General features: G+C 37.2%; 19 protein-coding genes and 1 other RNA gene. 9 read left to right on the plus strand and 11 right to left on the minus strand.

The features are described 5' to 3' along the window. The first annotated feature begins 208 nt into the window (after nucleotides 1-208). Nucleotides 209-886: a queuosine precursor transporter gene (locus tag QBK89_RS05865; protein WP_284140096.1), complete on the plus strand. Its 678-nt coding sequence runs from the start codon at nucleotides 209-211 to the stop codon at nucleotides 884-886. Between the two features lie 51 nt (nucleotides 887-937). On the opposite strand, the gene QBK89_RS05870 is transcribed toward QBK89_RS05865, so the two are convergent. Together QBK89_RS05870 and QBK89_RS05875 are read right to left on the minus strand one after the other, a co-directional pair. After that, the gene (locus QBK89_RS05870; RefSeq protein ID WP_284140097.1) at nucleotides 938-1,450 is read right to left on the minus strand and encodes an isoprenylcysteine carboxyl methyltransferase family protein; all 513 of its coding nucleotides are present in this window, start codon (nucleotides 1,448-1,450) and stop codon (nucleotides 938-940) included. Continuing rightward, nucleotides 1,450-2,532: a type III polyketide synthase gene (locus QBK89_RS05875; RefSeq protein ID WP_284140098.1), complete on the minus strand. Its 1,083-nt coding sequence runs from the start codon at nucleotides 2,530-2,532 to the stop codon at nucleotides 1,450-1,452. Before QBK89_RS05875 ends, QBK89_RS05870 begins: the two co-directional genes overlap by 1 nt. 258 nt (nucleotides 2,533-2,790) lie before the next feature. Between QBK89_RS05875 and QBK89_RS05880 the strand changes: the two genes are divergently transcribed. From QBK89_RS05880 to QBK89_RS05890, 3 genes are read left to right on the plus strand one after another with little or no spacing between them, the layout of a single operon-like run. Then, nucleotides 2,791-2,934 carry a cytochrome c oxidase subunit 2A gene (locus QBK89_RS05880; protein ID WP_284140099.1) on the plus strand — a complete coding sequence of 48 codons (144 nt, stop codon included), beginning with the start codon at nucleotides 2,791-2,793 and terminating at the stop codon, nucleotides 2,932-2,934. Between the two features lie 26 nt (nucleotides 2,935-2,960). After that, a complete protein-coding gene (locus QBK89_RS05885) occupies nucleotides 2,961-3,464 on the plus strand; it encodes a cytochrome c oxidase subunit II (protein ID WP_284140100.1) in 504 nt (167 codons plus the stop codon). Continuing rightward, nucleotides 3,464-5,149 carry a b(o/a)3-type cytochrome-c oxidase subunit 1 gene (locus QBK89_RS05890; RefSeq protein ID WP_284140101.1) on the plus strand — a complete coding sequence of 562 codons (1,686 nt, stop codon included), beginning with the start codon at nucleotides 3,464-3,466 and terminating at the stop codon, nucleotides 5,147-5,149. The genes QBK89_RS05885 and QBK89_RS05890 overlap by 1 nt, the downstream gene beginning before the upstream one ends. Nucleotides 5,150-5,529: 380 nt before the next feature. Here the strand turns inward: QBK89_RS05890 and QBK89_RS05895 are convergent, their stop codons facing one another. From QBK89_RS05895 to QBK89_RS05905, 3 genes are all read right to left on the minus strand, one after another. Continuing rightward, the gene (locus QBK89_RS05895; RefSeq protein WP_284140102.1) at nucleotides 5,530-7,029 is read right to left on the minus strand and encodes a carboxypeptidase M32; all 1,500 of its coding nucleotides are present in this window, start codon (nucleotides 7,027-7,029) and stop codon (nucleotides 5,530-5,532) included. 19 nt (nucleotides 7,030-7,048) lie between these two features. Then, nucleotides 7,049-8,179 (minus strand): THUMP domain-containing class I SAM-dependent RNA methyltransferase, encoded by a 1,131-nt coding sequence (locus QBK89_RS05900; RefSeq protein ID WP_284140103.1) that lies wholly within the window; start codon nucleotides 8,177-8,179, stop codon nucleotides 7,049-7,051. A 137-nt stretch (nucleotides 8,180-8,316) separates the two neighbouring features. Then, entirely contained in the window at nucleotides 8,317-9,372 is a 1,056-nt protein-coding gene (locus QBK89_RS05905; protein WP_284140104.1) for a helix-turn-helix domain-containing protein, read from the minus strand. 224 nt (nucleotides 9,373-9,596) lie between these two features. Here QBK89_RS05905 and QBK89_RS05910 point away from each other — a divergent pair, with 224 nt between their 5' ends. Beyond that, nucleotides 9,597-10,553: an acetamidase/formamidase family protein gene (locus QBK89_RS05910; RefSeq protein WP_284140105.1), complete on the plus strand. Its 957-nt coding sequence runs from the start codon at nucleotides 9,597-9,599 to the stop codon at nucleotides 10,551-10,553. 46 nt (nucleotides 10,554-10,599) lie between these two features. Further along, nucleotides 10,600-11,337 (plus strand): alpha/beta fold hydrolase, encoded by a 738-nt coding sequence (locus QBK89_RS05915; protein ID WP_284140106.1) that lies wholly within the window; start codon nucleotides 10,600-10,602, stop codon nucleotides 11,335-11,337. 206 nt (nucleotides 11,338-11,543) lie between these two features. Here the strand turns inward: QBK89_RS05915 and rnpB are convergent. From rnpB to QBK89_RS05935, 4 genes are all read right to left on the minus strand, one after another. After that, nucleotides 11,544-11,926: RNase P RNA component class B (rnpB, locus tag QBK89_RS05920), an RNA gene on the minus strand. Between the two features lie 66 nt (nucleotides 11,927-11,992). Next, nucleotides 11,993-12,301: a cell division regulator GpsB gene (gene gpsB / locus QBK89_RS05925; RefSeq protein ID WP_284140107.1), complete on the minus strand. Its 309-nt coding sequence runs from the start codon at nucleotides 12,299-12,301 to the stop codon at nucleotides 11,993-11,995. Nucleotides 12,302-12,448: 147 nt separating this feature from the next. Beyond that, nucleotides 12,449-12,850, minus strand: coding sequence for a cytidine deaminase (locus tag QBK89_RS05930; protein WP_284140108.1), 402 nt, complete (start codon nucleotides 12,848-12,850; stop codon nucleotides 12,449-12,451). Between the two features lie 74 nt (nucleotides 12,851-12,924). Beyond that, nucleotides 12,925-13,284, minus strand: coding sequence for a DUF1798 family protein (locus tag QBK89_RS05935; protein WP_284140109.1), 360 nt, complete (start codon nucleotides 13,282-13,284; stop codon nucleotides 12,925-12,927). Between the two features lie 459 nt (nucleotides 13,285-13,743). On the opposite strand from QBK89_RS05935, the gene QBK89_RS15110 reads away from it, so the two are divergent. Continuing rightward, nucleotides 13,744-13,851 (plus strand): acid-soluble spore protein SspM, encoded by a 108-nt coding sequence (locus QBK89_RS15110; RefSeq protein ID WP_481937820.1) that lies wholly within the window; start codon nucleotides 13,744-13,746, stop codon nucleotides 13,849-13,851. A 36-nt stretch (nucleotides 13,852-13,887) separates the two neighbouring features. On the opposite strand, the gene QBK89_RS05940 is transcribed toward QBK89_RS15110, so the two are convergent. Then, nucleotides 13,888-14,844 carry a DUF2515 family protein gene (locus QBK89_RS05940; protein ID WP_284140110.1) on the minus strand — a complete coding sequence of 319 codons (957 nt, stop codon included), beginning with the start codon at nucleotides 14,842-14,844 and terminating at the stop codon, nucleotides 13,888-13,890. A 108-nt stretch (nucleotides 14,845-14,952) separates the two neighbouring features. Here QBK89_RS05940 and recU point away from each other — a divergent pair, with 108 nt between their 5' ends. Beyond that, the gene (gene recU, locus QBK89_RS05945; protein ID WP_284140111.1) at nucleotides 14,953-15,540 is read left to right on the plus strand and encodes a Holliday junction resolvase RecU; all 588 of its coding nucleotides are present in this window, start codon (nucleotides 14,953-14,955) and stop codon (nucleotides 15,538-15,540) included. 50 nt (nucleotides 15,541-15,590) lie between these two features. Next, nucleotides 15,591-18,212: a PBP1A family penicillin-binding protein gene (locus QBK89_RS05950; RefSeq protein WP_284140112.1), complete on the plus strand. Its 2,622-nt coding sequence runs from the start codon at nucleotides 15,591-15,593 to the stop codon at nucleotides 18,210-18,212. A gap of 72 nt (nucleotides 18,213-18,284) precedes the next feature. Here QBK89_RS05950 and QBK89_RS05955 read toward each other — a convergent pair whose 3' ends face one another. Continuing rightward, a complete protein-coding gene (locus tag QBK89_RS05955; RefSeq protein WP_481937822.1) occupies nucleotides 18,285-18,377 on the minus strand; it encodes an IS3 family transposase in 93 nt (30 codons plus the stop codon).

Raw genomic sequence — 18,377 nt, forward strand, 5'->3', positions numbered from 1 at the left:
AAGTGGTAATCATTGTGATTACCACTTTTTTGATGGACTGAACATCCTTTATATCATAATATCCAGTGTGTGCGAGAAAATAACATGACAATGCCAGCTTTCGGCAAATATTAGGGATTGCTTTTCTATGATGCAGACCGTATAATGATTCATGTTGTAAATCGCGGTTCGCGAAATCCCGCGTTATCAAAACTAAGGAGGCATATAAATGTCAAATGAACTTATTTGGATTTTATTTGCACTAATTAATTTTTCCCTCTTACTATTTTTTTATAAGATGTTTGGGAAGGTTGGCTTGTTCGTATGGATTGGGATGTCTACCGTGCTCGCTAATATTCAAGTGTTAAAAACAATTGAAATGTTCGGTATGACTGCTACACTTGGCAATATCATTTATGGAACAGCCTATTTAGCAACAGATATTTTAAATGAAAAATATGGGAAAGAAGAAGCGAAGAAAGCAGTATGGCTTGGCTTTTCTACTTTAATCACAATGACAGTGATTATGCAAATTGTGCTCGTGTTCGAACCTGGAGCGGATGATTTCGCACATGATTCATTATCCGTTTTATTTGGATTAATTCCAAGAATCGCCGCGGGAAGCTTAGCTGCATACATCATTAGTCAATATACAGATGTTTGGATTTATGATAAAGTACGTAAACTTCTCTCATCTGATCAGTTCTTATGGGTACGCAACAATGCAAGTACTGGTATAAGTCAACTCATTGATACCGCCGTATTTTGCACAATTGCTTTTTATGGTGAATACCCTACATCTATTTGGGTGGAAATATTTATTACGACGTATGTAATCAAATTTATTGTCGCGATAATGGACACCCCATTTATGTATGCTGCTAAGTATATGCAGCCTAAAAAATAAACACGAAGGAGACAGGTGCCGAACATTTATACGGCGGTGTCTCCTTCGCGTTTATAAAGAAACCTTCGTTAATGCCTTTTCTTCTCTCGGAATTCGAATTCGCAACAAAAGCAAATGCAGGATTGGAAAAACAATTGCAGTAGCATATGCTCCAAAAAGCATTGGAATTACAAATAATTCAATTCCGACGATAAAATAATTAGGGTGCTTCACATATTTATATGGCCCTTTTTTAATTAAAGCCACACGTGGCAATACGATAATTTTCGTATTCCAAAAGCGACCTAATGTATAGATGCACCATATACGGCAAAACTGTGCGATAAAGAATAAAGAAAAGAGAAAGAAACTAAATGGATACGCTGATCGACCATGTAAATGGGTCTCAACAAGAAGCGATAAAAAAAATAAAAAATGGAGAATAATAAACCATTTATAATGATCCTCTCCCCTTTCTACACCTCCTCTTTCTTTCATCCATTTTTCGTTGTTTCTAGCGATCACAAGCTCTACTAGTCGTTGTAAAATAATAAAAATGAGAAGCATCCACATCCAAATTGCCATTATATCCACTCCAATAGTAATAGTTCTGAGCTAAATCCTGGTCCTAAAGCAGACAAAATACTTTTCTTTTTCGGATGCATGTTATCTTGCATCCATTCAAAAAGCACATAAAGCACTGTAGCGGATGACATGTTTCCATGGTTCATCAGTACGTTGTATGAATGAATGAGCTTTTGTTGTTCAATGGCTAACGTTTCTTCCATTGCTTGCAGCACTTTTTTTCCACCTGGATGCGCAATAAAGGAATCAATCTCTTCTAGTTGCATCTCGGTTAGAAAGTCTATTACATGATCCTTCCAAACCGTTTTTACGAAGCTAGGAATACTTTTAGAAAAGATCACTTCAAATCCATGGTTTGTAATCTTCCACCCCATAATTGATTCACTATTTTTCTTTGTAAAAGAACTCGTTTTTTTAATATTGCCCTTTGTTCCAATGCCTTTATTTCTATAGGGGGATTTTTCTCCTACTAACAACACTGCACCTACCCCATCTCCAAATAATGCGGTACCAATTAAATTACTTTTCGAGCGATCATTTTTTTGAAAGGTTAAACTGCATAGTTCACAACATACGAGCATCACAGTTTTTTCCGGATGAGCGCTCAACCAATCAAACGCGCGAGATAATCCGATTGCACCTCCTGCACAACCAAGCCCCCATAAAGGCATTCGCTTTGTATCCGCTCGAAACGGTCGTTCATTCATGAGGCGTACATCCATAGACGGCGTTGCAATTCCGGTACTTGAAACATAAATAAGCATATCAACTGCCTCGTATGGAATGTTTTCAGAATGAAATTGATTGCTTTCTAAACAATCGTCCATTGCGGTAAGCGAATAAGTTAAAGATTCCTGTTGATATAAATCATTTTTCTCTTGAAAGCTATGTTCTTCCATAAACCATGCTGTGTCTACTGCAAATTGACGATTATGGATCGAAGCATTATCAAACACTGGAAGTAATCGCTCTACTTCTTTCTTTGTATACGGAAAGATCTGTTCAACAAGAGTTTTAATACTGGATTGAGAGACATTAAACTCCGGAATCCCTAACCCTACAGAACTAATAATTGCCATCATTTCACCTTTTATTCTATATTTTTTGCTGAAAACCACGCTTTTTTAGTATTAGTTTGTTCATGTTTTGGTATTTTATGCTTGTTTTGGTCACAATTATTTCACAAACTTTATTAACCAAACAGTTAGTAAAACCAATAGAATAAAGGCTTTGGGTGTTATTGAACAAATTGTGAAATGACGGAGAATCTGTTAAATTGTGTTAACAATTTATGTATGATGAAAATAGCAATTAATTCTTTTGCAAAGGAGTTGGGAAGGATGGATCAAACGAATAAAAAAATGCATTCAAGCGACGAACAGGAAAGTCCTAGTTTAAAGGGAACACTTATTTCCGTCTTATTACTAGGAAGTTTTCTCATCGTTAGTTGGTTTGGCGTTTATGCACTATTTATATCGCGATAAAAAACGATAAAGGGGAGTGAGACATCATGCATTTGCATAAATATGAAAAAATTTGGCTTATCTTTGGAATTAGTTCATTGGTTGTCTTTTTATGTGTACTTGGTTATGGAGCCTTTTGGAAAGGAACACATCCACAAAGTCATGGTGTGACAATTGATCCAAACAATGTGGAAGCTTATGAGGCGTTTAAACCTGAAAATCTCGGATTAACAAAAGTGGATGATAATCGCTATATTGTAAATATTGTTGCCTCTGCTTTTAATTATGATCTTGGGAAGGATGAAAATGGCACAGCGGTTAGAACCATTCGCATTCCTAAAGGGTCAACCGTATTATTTCAGTTAACGACAAAGGATGTTGTGCATGGCTTTAATGTAGCTGGTACGAACGTTAATATGATGGTGGAACCTGGTTATATTAGTAGCTATGAAGCGGTAATGAATAAACCTGGTGAATATACGGTCGTATGTAACGAATATTGTGGTGTTGGTCATCATATGATGTATGCCACTGTGGAGGTGTATGAATAATGGCGTTAGAAAAAATAGTACCTGTTCATGAACCGGAACGCTTGCCTATTACAAAAGCAGAATCACGTTTATACATGTCTTTTATTTATGTAGCATTTATCGCCCTTTTTGTTGGTGGATTAATGGGCTTGCTTCAAACGCTCGTTCGATCTGGATCATTTACATTACCTTGGGGAATTGGATACTATCAAATACTTACTGTACATGGTGTTATTCTTGGACTCGTTCTTACAACCTATTTTATTATCGGATTTCAATTCTCTTTAATGGGAAAAACAGTAGGTATTTCGTTCAAACAACGGAAAGCCGCATGGATTAGTCTTTGGGTAATGGTTATCGGTACAATCATGACCGCAATTACCATTCTATTAGGAAAAGCAAGTGTGCTATATACATTTTATGCACCCCTTAAGGCACATCCGGCATTTTATATTGGTTTAGCACTTGTTATTGTAGGAAGCTGGATTGCTGGTTTTGTAAATTGGCGACAGCTTTACGTTTGGAAAAAGCAGCACCCTGGTGAAAAATCACCCCTGTTAGCATTCATGGTCGTTATTAATATGGTGATGTGGTTTATTGCATCGCTCGGTGTAGCAACTGCGGTGCTCGTTCAATTCATTCCATGGTCGCTAGGGTATGCAGAAACGATTAATGTATTAGTAAGTAGAACACTATTTTGGTATTTTGGTCACCCACTAGTGTATTTTTGGCTATTGCCAGCATATATGGCTTGGTATGCAATTATCCCTAAAATTATCGGTGGTAAAATCTTCAGTGATTCGCTTGCACGGATGTCATTTGTATTATTTTTATTCTTTTCGATTCCTGTAGGCTTTCACCATCAGCTAACAGAGCCTGGAATTGATCCTACTTGGAAATTTATTCAGGTCGTATTAACCTTTATGGTAATCGTTCCTAGCTTGATGACTGCTTTCTCTCTCTTTGCGACGTTTGAAATAACCGGACGTAAAAAGGGCCATAAAGGATTGTTTGGCTGGTTCCGGCATTTGCCATGGAAGGATGTTCGATTCTTCGCTCCTTTTGTTGGGATGCTCGCATTTATTCCAGGCGGAGCGGGCGGTATTATAAATGCATCACACCAAGTAAATGGTGTTGTTCATAATACGATTTGGGTTACAGGTCACTTTCATTTAACCGTTGCTACCACTGTTGTACTCACGTTTTTTGGGGTAACGTACTGGCTTATCCCTCATTTAACAGGTAGAAAGCTAACTGCAAAAATAAATAAGCTTGGCATGATCCAAACAATCATTTGGGCGGTTGGAATGACGATTATGTCTGTTGCAATGCATATCCAAGGTTTACTTGGTGGACCAAGGAGATCTGCGTTTTCTGAATATGGAGGAACCGCACAAGCTCAGGAATGGATTGGTTATCAATTAGCGCAAGCAATTGGTGGTTCCATTCTATTTATCGGGATCATTCTAATGATGTATATTTTTATCCACTTGACCTTCTTTGCACCGAAAGGGATCGAGGAATTTCCAGTTGCAGAAGAAGAAGCTGATGCAGAGCCTACACCAATGTGGTTTGACAATTGGAAGCTTTGGATTGGGATTACAATTGCTTTAATCCTATTCGCATATTCCATTCCATTTGTCGATATTATTCAAAATTCACCACCAGGATCACCGCCATTTGCATGGCCAATCGGAAATAATTAAAAAACAGGGGTTCTCCCCTGTTTTTTAATTTATCTCGGTAATTATAAAATTTCCTACGAGGTGGAAAGCTTTGATGGAACAACAGCCACATCAAGCTCCAAGCGCTAAAAACTAGAAAGTTTCGCGTCGTTCCCTCCGATAAGTCATCATCGACTCGTTCCTCGCCGTGATTCCTTCTCAGTTACGCAGCTCCAATCTCTCCGTTTTTAAGCGGCGCTTTACGCTTTTGATTGTCTAGCTTCAAGCGCCAAAAACGCCTAGATTTCGCTTCGCGCCCTCCGATAAGTCATCAGCGACTCGTTCCTCGCCGTGATTCCTTTATCTCAGTTACGTAGCTCCAATCTCTCTGTTTTTAAGCGGCGCTTTACGCTTTTGAACTTTTAAAATTGATATATTGCTTGATATTTCTTTGTTAAATATTCAATGAGATAATTTGGGTTCAACTTTTCATTTGTAACATCCTGAATAATTTCTAATGGCTTTTTCGCTTTTCCGAACTGATGAATATGAGTAGCCATCCAATTTGTCAGTGGCTTGAATTCACCAGTTTTGATGATTCCTTCTACATCTAATTCCTGCTGCATAACATGGTTGAATTGTGCAGCATACATATACCCTAATGCATAGGACGGAAAGTAGCCAAAGTCTCCCCCTGCCCAATGAATATCTTGTAAAAGCCCCTCTCGATCTGAAGGTGGTTCAACTCCTAAATAATCTTTCATTTTTTCGTTCCAAAGGTGTGGCAAATCTTTTACGGAAATCTCACTATTTATTAGTGCTTTTTCTAATTCATAACGTATCATGATGTGTAACGAATAGGTTAACTCATCAGCTTCAATTCGAATAAGAGATGGCTTAACTTCATTTACAGCTTGGTAAAAGTCTTCAAAGGCAATGGTTTGGAAATAAGCTGGCGCATGTTGTTTAAATAAATCATAATGGCTTTCCCAAAATGATTTGCTTCGACCAACAAAATTTTCCCAAAATAGTGATTGTGATTCATGAATGCCCATGGAAGTTCCAGTAGCTAAAGGGGTCTGATAGAGCTTTGGATCAATATTCTGTTCATATAAGGCGTGCCCACCTTCATGAATGGTACCAAAAACTGCCATTCTAAAATCCTGTTCATCATATCTTGTCGTGATTCGAACATCATTTGCATTAAGGGAGATAGCAAAAGGATGAATCGTCTCATCCAATCGTCCAGAATCAAAGTTGTAACCCATTCGTTGTAAAATTTCGATAGCAAACGCTTTTTGCTTATCCTGAGGAAAATGCGTCTGTAACAAGCTAGAATCAGGCTTTACAGTGCTTTGGCTTATCTTTTCCACAAGGAGACTCAATGAATTTCTGACTTTAGGAAAAACGTCATCTAACGTTTTTACTGTCACACCTGGTTCGTAATTATCTAATAAGGCATCATAAATATTGTCTTGATAACCCCATAAGTTTGCGAATTCTTTATTATAATCAACAAGCTTTTCCAAGTATGGTTGAAACAAAGCAAAATCGGCTTTTTCTCTTGCCTTTTGCCAGGCTGCTTCTGATTTAGATTGAAGCATCACGTATTCTTTAAGCATTTCCGTAGGAATTTTACGATTTTTTTCATATGTTTCTTTACAAACAGTAATCGCCTTTTGCAATACGTTATTATCGGTAGTTGTTTCTAACCCGTCAATAAAATACTTCATTTTTTCAGATGTTTCTAATTCGTGGAGTTTTTCTGCTAAAAATCCAACAACCTCTGATCGTTGCGCTACCCCATTCTTAGGGATTTTAGTTCGTAAATCCCAATGAATTAATCCGATTGCTTCTTGGTACGCACTTTGTTCCTGAAGCAATGCTTGAAAATCCTTTTCCATTTTTTGAACTGAATCCATCGAATCCCCTCCGCGTCTTTTATTTTGATGCTCTCTTCCCGAAATATTGATAATAATCTGTTCGGATAAACCCGTTAAATAGTTTCCGTTTTTTTGTAGCTGTTTTCCCAAACTGTTTTTCAAATTGCTCATATGCAGTCAAAATGTATACACTCCATCCAGGATGCTTGCTCATCACTTGTCCGAGATCGTGATATATTTGTTCCACTGCTTTTTTATTTCCAATTCGCTGACCATATGGTGGATTTCCGATAAGATATCCTACCTCATCCTTAATGGTCAGATCTTTGACTTGCATTTGTTTCCATGAAATTAAATCAGCTAAACCTGCTTCACGGCTGTTTTCTTGAGCGATTTGAATCATTTTATGATCAATATCCGTTCCAAGGATTTGCAGCGGTTGATCATAATTGGCAGCGTCTTCTGCTTCTTCAAACGCTTGATCCCATAATTTCTGTTTGATCCAATACCAATTTTCTGAAGCAAATGCGCGATTAAAGCCTGGAGCAATATTTTGCCCGATTAGCGCCGCCTCTATTGGAATCGTGCCAGAGCCGCAAAACGGATCAATTAATGGAAAGTCTGGCTTCCAATTCGTTAAAAGCAACAAAGCAGCTGCCATCGTTTCTTTTAATGGTGCTTCTCCTTGTCCAACACGATATCCTCTTTTATGTAGACCAACACCAGAAGTATCAATAGTTAATGACGCAATATCTTTATGAATTGCCACTTCTATTTTATAAAGCGCACCGGTTTCAGGAAGCATGCTTGCGAGCCCGTATTTAAGCTTTAATCGTTCTGCTACTGCTTTTTTGACAATCGCTTGACAGTCAGACACACTAAAAAGCGTGGATTTAACTGATTTTCCGGAAACAGGAAATGATCCATCCTCACTAATATAGTTTTCCCATGGAAGTGCCTTTGTTGCTTCGAATAATGCATCAAACGTTTTTACTTCAAACTGTCCTACTAATAATTTTATTCGGTCAGCAGTCCGTAGCCATAAATTACAGCGTGGAATTGCCTCAATTGGTGCCTCGAAAATTACCTTCCCATTCTCTACCTGTGTTTCATATCCAAGTGCTTTTATTTCATTTGCTACGACGCTTTCTAAGCCCATAGCTGCTGTTGCAATTAAAGTAACCTGCATATCAAAATTTCCTTTCATCTTTAAATCAAAAATGTATTAGTATCAGTTTACCACATCAAGATGGAAGATAAGAACCAAAAGTGTAGAGCACTTATATAACCAAGAAATTGAAGTGCTTTAAAAAATTCCTGCAATACTTATTTAGGATTCAATGCGCCGATATACATTAAGTCTTCTACTTTCGTGTTATCGGTTTTTCCATCTAGTATGGATTGAACAGCTTTTACCGTTTCTTGCAAGCTAACCCATTCCCCTGCTTTAGCCGTGACTTCTTCGGCGATATAAAATGGTTGCGTAAGGAAAGCTTCCAACCGTAATCCACGGGTATAAACTTCTTGATCTCTTTCGATCAATTTGTTAAAGCCAAAAGTATTTACGATAAACGTTAATTCCCTGTATCGTCGAAGCAATTTTTTGGCTGGGCGTACAACACTTAAATGATCAGCATCCAAATATTCACTTTCTATTAAAGAAGATGTTGAAGATATCGGATTAATTCCTGGATACATTCTCCTTGTTACTAAGTCTATATCAAAAGACCAATAAGACTCTAATGGACCGAATGGTATATCATCGTCTACAGATTGCCCAGTGATATCGACAATAACAAAAGTAATTGATCGATCCGTCTCTTTCCTTATTCGTTCCTTTAAATTAGTTAAATCACCGGATACTACCATGGATCTATCAACGCCTATAATGAAATCTTGATTTAGGTTTATTTCATTTAGTTTTTTAAACGTGTCATTCGTGGTTGAACTAAAATAATCTGCGTTCTTTATCACATCATTTAAGCCTTGAATATTCGTGTTCGGCATAAAAAGTATTGTGTAGAAATGTAACTTTCTCATCCGATAAAAAAGCTCACCAAGTAAAACTAATTGTCCCATATCTTGACGAGCGACAAGTCCAGCAGTTCCACCTCGAACTAAAGGAGCAAACAAATCTATTGTCTTGATTCCTGTTTCTATTTTTTCTGTTTCGTCTTCTATTATGATTAATTCATCCAATGTACAATCTGCTATTTGGGATAATGCGACTAAAGTTTTAACCTCAGCTCGGCTAATTGGTATCTTGCCAGTCGTCAGATTTGAAACGGTAGCTGGCCGTAGCCCCGCACGTTTAGCAGCAACCGTTAAGTTAGGAACTTTTCTTTTCAATAAATGCGTATTTAATTTAAAGGAAGATTTCATTTTTCTGCCTCCTTACTCCTTTATAATAAATAGTAAATAAAATTACTTTTAAAAGCAATATAATTAGTTATAGTGTGGATATCAAGAAAAGCAAACATTATGAGGTAAATATTATCACTCTATTACGTGAAAAGAGTTGACATTTAAAGTAATTTAAATTACTTTATAAAGTAATAAAAGTGATTTAATTATAGTTTAATATTACGATGGAAAGGTGGTGTGAAATGTCTGAACTTCATTATTTAAAACCTGATGCAAATGCACTTCACGGCTTTTTCAGTAATGAATTAGAGCCCGCTCTAGAAATTAATACAGGAGATACTGTCATATTTCGAACATTAGATGCCGCATGGGGAGCGGAGAGACGCTCTGCTATGGGGGAAGCAAGAAGGAAATTCACTGAAATAAATCCGAGTCGATACCCGGATGGATTCGGACACGCATTAATTGGTCCCGTCTTTATCAAACAAGCCAAAGCCGGACAAACGTTGGAAATAAAGATTAATGAAGTAATCCCTGGGACATGGGGGTGGACATCAGCAGGAGGATTCCCAAGCTATTGGAATGAGAAAATGGGGATGGTCAGAAAAAAAGAAGTTTTATTAGACTTTGAACTAGATACGGAAAAAATGGTCGGAAAAAGTCAATTCGGTAATTTCAATTATAGTGTAGGTTTAAAGCCTTTCATGGGGATTATGGGAATGCCTCCATCGGAAATAGGGAACCATTCCACCCTCCCTCCGCGGCCATCTGGAGGAAATCTGGATTGTAAAGAATTACAGGCTGGGAGTACACTATTTTTACCAATCCCTGTTGACGGTGCTCTTTTCTCCACAGGAGACGGTCATGCTGTTCAAGGTGATGGAGAAGTTAGTGGTCCCGCCCTTGAATGTCCAATGGAAAAAGTTAGTTTAACCCTTTCAGTAAGAGAAGATATGCCGATTAAAATGCCTAGAGCTAAAACGAGTACTGGATGGCTGACAATGGGGTTTCATGAAAATCTTGAAGAAGCTATGTGGATAGCTTTAAGTGAGATGCTGGATTTCATGTCGTCTTTATATAAGATTTCACGAACTGAGGCTTATGCATACGCTACGATGGTAGTTGATTTGCGAATAACGCAAGTTGTAAATTTGATCAAAGGTGTTCATGCATTTCTTCCTTTCCATGCTTTAAGATGATGGAAGACAACGCCATATGTTCATTACTAGATAAGGTGGGATTAGTATGATTTATAATGAAAGTTGGATTAATAATAATGGTATTAAAATACACTTTATTGAAATAAATGCTAATATAACGAAACAGACTCCGTTGGTAATTATTCCTGGCCTTTCGGAGTCAGCAGAAGATTATATTTCCGTAATGGAAAAGCTTTCCCCTAGACACTGTATTACTATCACACTTAGAGGCCGTGGCAAAAGCGACACTCCAGAAGCTGGATACAGTCTGGATGATCATAAGCATGATATTGAAGCGGTTGTTAATCATCTAGTGCTAAAAGACTTTATATTATTTGGCTACTCTAGAAGCGTGTCATACGCAATTAAATACGTATTAGAAAACAAGGAGATAGTGAAAGGATTTATCATCGGGGACTACCCCGCTATTCATACACAACTCCCACAAGGGTGGGTAGAGTTTTTCTCATCTTTACCGCCTTGGAGAGGAAAATCACTTTCTCAAAGAATGCGTTATACAGCATTACAAGGAATACAAAAAGAATCATCTCAAGTTATCCTTTGGGATGCGTTATCGACCATTGTATGCCCCGCCCTTATTATTCGTGCTGGAAAAAAAGGAGCAGCGTTATCTGCAGAAGCAGGAGAAAAATATTTAGATAAAATGCCTCAAGCAAGTTTAATCGTATTCAATGAATCGGATCATAATATTTATGAACCTACTTTGGATACATTTATACAAGCTATCGAATCATTTATGAAAGATTGTGATGCGAAAAAATGATGATTGCTGTCAATCGCCCCTTCGAGGGGTATTCTTTTTGAAAAAGTGCTTTCTTGGTGTGGTGAAAATTTTATCTCGACAATTAACATGTAATTCAAGCCTTAATTATTCATCGTATCCGATCGTATATCTCTCCAACAAAAAACCTTTTTCGTTGGCATTATGCCGACAAAAAAGGTTGTCTTCGTTCATGGGACCATTGAATACTCGGTAAGCCATGTTCTGTACCATTTGTACTCATACGGTGGTCAGCCTCGTACGCAGGTCGTAATCATCTATCTACAGGCAATAGCCTGGCTCTTTTTCGGTTGGATTCCCTACTCAAGAGTGCCCCTACCATTATTTGGGTTGCTCACTCGCGGGGTTTACCTCGTTCCACCTGAATTGTTTCCAACTCAGCTTCGTCACTGTGGCACTTTCAAGTGTACTACTCCATATCCAAACGGACTTAGGAGGATCCACTGCCGTTAGCTTATGAAAGCTACCTTGACTTATGATTTCGTCAAGCACGAACACTACAAACATCTCAGTTTGTGTGAGCATGGACTTTCCTCTACATGCTAATAGCATGCAGCGATTACGTGAGTATTCAATTTTAAAGTAAAAATAGTATACCATGAGATTGGGAAAATTTCACTAGAAGAATTTGGTATGTCTACTGATCTGCATTAGCAAATTTTTTACCGAAAACTGCTTTTTCTAAATTGGATAAACGTTTAAGAATGTCATAATTGACTTGATGTCCAGATGTTGCAGCAGCACGTGTTCTAGTTCCTTCTGCATTTTTTCGTAAATGCTCATTTTCTTGCTTCAGCTTATCAATTTCCTGTTGGAATGCTTCATAGTCTTGGATGATTTTATCAAGGAACTCGTCCACTTCTTCTTGGTTATAGCCCCTCATAGAAATTTTAAAATCTTTTTCTAATATTTCCTTTGTATTCATTTGCATACGGTTTTGTGTCATACAACCTCACCTCATCTTGTTCATTAGTAATTTTACCATATTTGGTTGCTCATATTATCTTATTAGAATAACTGTTTTTTATGTCTTTTTTACAGTATACCATTAAAATAAGAAGCTGAAAAATCAGCTTCCATTTTTTATTTAGCTTTATTTTTCTGTTAAGTCAGTGGGCTGAAAAGAAAAAGGTAGCAATTCCTCCATATGAATGGTTTTTGTATCCTTATGAAGATTTGTCAAATAAATCGGCATGTCGCTATCGAAAAACTCGCTCATCACTTGACGGCAAGAGCCACAAGGTGGTACAGGGCGCTTAGTATCTGCTGCAACAGCCATTTCCTGAAAGTCACGTTCACCATCTGCAATTGCTTTGAAAATGGCAACTCTTTCTGCACAACAAGTTACTGGATAAGCTGCATTTTCAATATTGCATCCTGTGTACACCTTTCCTGATTTTGTTAATAATGCGGCCCCAACGGGAAATTTAGAATAAGGAACATAAGCACTATTCATCATCGTTATCGCGTGCTCTATCAATTGTTCTTTTGCCATATGTACTTCCCCCCTATTGGTAGTGGAAGGTAATTATAAGAGATAACTTAGGAAAAGTAAAGCACTTTCACAATTTAGTCATTAACTTCAATATCTTGAACAAGATTATCAAGTACATAACAAATAGACTGGTATAGTTCCATATACCTTTTGCGTCGTACATCTATATAATAGCTATGCATTAATAGTAATTCCAAATTATCTCTAGTAGACATAATTTGTTGTGGATGAACATTTGATTGCTTTGTTTTTAAGAATGTGAGTGCGTTACTTTCCCAATCATCTATAAGGTTGTAGACAGGTAATGTCGCCTCTTTTACATAATGGAAAAAATCCTTGTCTTTCTGATTTTGAGGAGGATCATTATGCTCATAGTTATCTTTCAACTGGTCTATATGCTTAAGAAGCTCGGTTGTTTGAATCATTAACTCCATGCTGTCCCATCCTTTATATAGAAAATATACAATGTAACTGTATCATGGATGACAGCAAAACACATCCTATTTGAGTTATTTAATCGCGGGATTTTGTTTTGGAATTAAAATTCTAACACAGCTTATTTCATTGGACAGGTTATGGTATTGGACTGTAACCTCTTCATCTATTCGCATAGTTATTCTGGAATCAATCCTTCCAATTTGCTCGTTCATACGTAGAAAAAAATGATCGGTGTCATGCTTTGGCATTCCTTGGATATATCTGTGACTCTCTTTGTACATGGCTAAACTCATTTTATTCACCCCATCTAGTTTACTTTCCTACATAAATTTAAATTCGTTAACAATCGCTAAAGTCCTTCAACTTCGACAAAACTAGAATAAATCAAACAAAAATAGAAAAAATCGTTATGTTTTCTTCTCATTTAGACAAACTAAGGCGAAGGAGGGATAAGGATGAATACGCAGAAAAATAAAGCGACCTCTAAAGAGAAGGAAACAACGTATAAAGCCTTAGAAAAAGGGAATAAAAAGCTAAAAGGACCGAATCGTCCTTCTACGTAGCGTTAATTTAAAGGGATTTGCATCGAGCAAATCCCTTTATTTGTCCCACAGTGTTTTTAGATGCATATAGCTCCATAGAAGATGCCTTTTTTTATAAAAAGTATTTCCAATAGAAGAATCAATCTTGGTACGTTTTGGTAAAAGCCAAGATGCTTTTATACCCTCTAATGTAAACCAATCCTTACGAATAATATCTTGATGATCAACTACTGGATAAATCGCCCGTAACATTGGAGCTGTTGGCAAGGATATACCTATATTTCTTTCATAGTCTTTTCTTGATCCAGTATGTTCTGTTTGCTTCGTAAACAAAACAAGATCATCATACACGTCAGGATGAAAGATGATCGAGGCAAGTTTTTTCCCTAAGCTAATACGATTTTGTAGCTTCGTAAAACCATGGACATTTGCACCATAAATTCTGGTATCGAATGTCGGTAGTAAAACTGCGTTCATCCAAAAAAAGTTTTGCATCAAGTATGGCATTGATAAAAACACATGGTGCTTATAAAAGGGTTGTTTAACAATTGGATGATGAATAACATTTTGTTCATTAATAATTAATGCAATAAGTAACCGATCTCTGTCTTTATATTGCCAAAAATAATTCCACTCCCTTTCCATAAATTTAGAAACCTTGAAATGGTTAAGTAAATGAAACATTGGTTTCTGGATTTCTTTCGATATTCGATAAATTTCTAGTTGGGGATATGCATCCGAGAATATAAGCCAGTTTGCTCGTTCGTAAGTCATGAATAATCGTACGCGCTCTTTATTACTTAACATACTTTTAAAGGGCTTTAAATATAGATCAGTCATGTTCCAGCCAGCATTTCTTGATACAATACTTGCAACAAATGCCCATTTTAATTCGGGAAGCTGAAAGTACAGGTTTTGATATGCCTTTGTACGGGAAATATTGTCCATATTATATAATTCGGTCTTATTTGTTATATAATGAATATAGTTGACATCATTCCATTTCATTTCCATTCGCACTACCTACCTTTATTTATGAAAATATCGGTACTTTTATTTGTTTATAGTTATCATTCTGTTCTATTTTTGATATGATACTGTAATACAATAGGAGGACATAAAATGAATTATCCGAATGGGAAAAAGAGCAGTGGATCATCCAATATACAGCCTAAGCTGCAGCATGGATATGGAAAACGAGGCATGACATTGGAGGAAGATATTAATATAACGAATACGTATTATTTAGAGATAAATAAAGCGGTTATCCATAAAAAACCGACACCAGTACAAATCGTAAAAGTAAATTATCCTAAACGAAGTGCCGCGGTAATAACGGAGGCCTATTTTAAACAAGCATCAACAACGGATTATAATGGAATATATCGGAATAAATATATTGATTTTGAAGCAAAAGAAACTAGAAATAAAACCGCATTTCCATTAGCGAATATTCATTCGCATCAAATCTCGCATATGGAAGCAGTCGTCGAGCATGGTGGAATTTGTTTTATGATCCTACGCTTCACTGTAAGGGATGAGACATTTTTATTACCAGCAACCAAATTATTGCGTTATTGGCAGGCGCATTTAAATGATGGTAAAAAGTCGATTCCATATGCAGCAATTGTTCAGGATGGCTATCCTATTCCATTCGATTTTAAAGCGCGAGTAAACTATTTAGAAATCGTTGAACAACTTTACTTTTAATTTAGAGACTAATACAGGAAATGTAGTTCATTTCATTGGAGGTAAGCAAAATGGCGGATAATAGCCAATCTCGTATTGCACGAAGAAAACAAAAAAAATCAAAAAAGAAACCATTTTGGAAAAAAATAATGCGTGTTCTCTTTGTATTACTAATCGCAATTGGACTAGGTGTTGGCGTGTTATTTACATATTATATTGCCACAGCACCAGAAATTGATGCATCGAAACTATCGGACCCTTTTTCTACGAAGATATATGATCAGGACGAAAACTTGATTGGTGATTTTGGTTCAGAAAAACGAACAAAGGTTGAATTTGATGATTTACCGAAGGTTCTTATTGATGCAGTAACGGCAACGGAAGACTCTCGTTTTTTCGACCATAGCGGAATCGATTTAAAACGAATTGGTGGTGCGGTTGTCGCTAACGTTAAACGTGGGTTTGGTGCAGAAGGTGCTAGTACAATAACGCAACAGGTTGTAGAAAAATCCTTCCTCACCCCAGAAAAGAAAATAAAATTGAAAGTGCAAGAAATGTGGTTAGCATTAAAATTAGAACGTGAATATTCTAAAGAACAAATTTTAGAAATGTATTTGAATAAAATTTTCTACGGAAGTAATGCTTGGGGAGTTGCGAAGGCATCGGAGGTTTATTTCGGTAAAACTGATTTGCATGAATTAACCTTGCCAGAAGCCGCCATTTTAGCGGGTCTTCCCCAACGTCCAAGTGCATATAATCCATATGAGAATCCTGATTTAATGAAGGAAAGAATGAATACGGTATTAAAGCTAATGGTAAGACATGGAAAGATAACACAGGCCGAAGCCGATGAGGCAAGTCAAGTGGATATCCCCTCTTTACTTGCTGGCGATCGTCCTGATTCAACACCATACGAAGCATTCATTCAAGCAGTTGATAAAGAAGTAAAGGAAAAGCTTGATGCCAATATATATACTGATGGACTTAAAATTTATACGACCTTAGATCCTGACGCGCAAAAGCATGTAGAATCACTATTAACCGACAGTGAAAACAACCCTATCGCTTATAATGGAGATGACAAGCTTCAAGCTGGTTTAGTCGTACTTGATACAAAAAATGGTGCTGTTCGTGCTGTTGGTGGTAGAAGAAATAGTAAAGGTACAGATGAATGGAACTATGCTATTCAAGGTGGAAAGCAGCCTGGGTCGACCTTTAAGCCTATTCTTGATTACGGACCTGCTATTGAATATAAAAAATGGTCCACATATCATCAGCTCAACGATGATAAACCATATCCGATCGCAGGTACGAATAAAACAATTAAGAACTGGAACTTGAAATATCAAGGCTGGATGAGTGCGCGTTATGCGATGCAATGGTCACTAAACGTTCCAGCTGTGAAAACCTTTGAAGAAGTTGGCGCTAAAAACGCAATGGAGTTCGCCAAAGGTCTAGGAATTCCGTTTAAAGATGATAAGATCAATTTAACGGATGCAATTGGTGGTGCAGAAACGAACGTTAATCCATTACAAATGGCGGGTGCTTTCCGAGCATTTGGTAATGAAGGAATATACAATGATCCATACACAGTGACAAAAGTTGAGTTCCCTGATGGACGCACAGTTGAATTAAGCCCTGATCCTAAAGCTGCTATGTCTGACTATACCGCATATATGATTACTGATATGCTGAAAACAGTGGTCAAAGAAGGTACTGGGAGATCTGCAAATGTTCCTGGGTTACATGTCGCTGGAAAGACAGGAACAACAAATGATGATAAGGATATTTGGTTTACAGGGTATACAACGGATTACACTGTCTCTGTTTGGACTGGATATGAAGAGGATGTATCAAAGAAAAACACTGTTGTCGCGAATCAGTTATTTAAAGAAACAATGGCTGAAATATCCAAAGGAAAAGATTCCGGAGATTTTAAAAAGCCCGATTCCGTTGTTCGTGTAGCAGTTGAAAAAGGTTCAAATCCAGCAGCACTTCCGAGTAAATATACACCTAAATCACAAATCGTGACGGAGTTGTTTGTAAAAGGAACGGAACCGAAGAAGAAATCTGATAAATATGATAGGATCGATCCAGTAAGTAAACTAAAAGCAGCGTACAATGAAGACTCTAATTCCATCCAAGTAACCTGGAACCATGATGTCGATGAGGATATTGTTTTTAATGTCAGTGCAAGTGTAAATGGTGGTTCGATGCAGGAGCTATCATCAACAGAAGAACGCACAATCGAAATTACCGAAGTTGAACCAGGAGCAGAATATCAAATTCAAGTTATTGCCGTAAGTAAGGATGATAGCGCGAATAAGAGTGAAGCAAAGTCAACAAAGGTAAAGGTGCCTGAAGCTGAGGAAGAAGAAGAAATTCCAGATGAGGAAGAAGAAAACGAAGCAGGAAATATTGGTGCAGTTCAAGCTTTAGCTGCTACCTATAATGAGAATAAAGAGATTGATGTCAGCTGGCAATATAATGGCCCCCCTGCTCAATTTGAAGTAATCGTGAACAATCAGAAACAAATTGTCCAATCTAATGGCGTCATTATTGAAAAGGCACAGGCTGGGCAAACCTATACGATCACGGTTACGCCAATTGGCAGGAACGGTGCGAATGAAGGAAAAAGAGGCCAACCTGCTTCTACAGAAATAACTGTACCCGCAGAACAAGAGTCAGAATAAAGACAATAACAAATAAAAAAAGTGGCTCACATGAATGTGTATGTACTGAACCCATAAAGTTAGACTAAATTATTAAGCAGATAATTGGCTGGTTTGTTTCCGGTATTCAACTGGACTCATTCCAGTCAATTTTTCTTTAATCCGTTTATTATTGTAGTAATCAAT

This window comes from Virgibacillus sp. LDC-1 (assembly GCF_030137545.1).
Taxonomy (GTDB): Bacteria; Bacillota; Bacilli; order Bacillales; family Amphibacillaceae; genus LDC-1.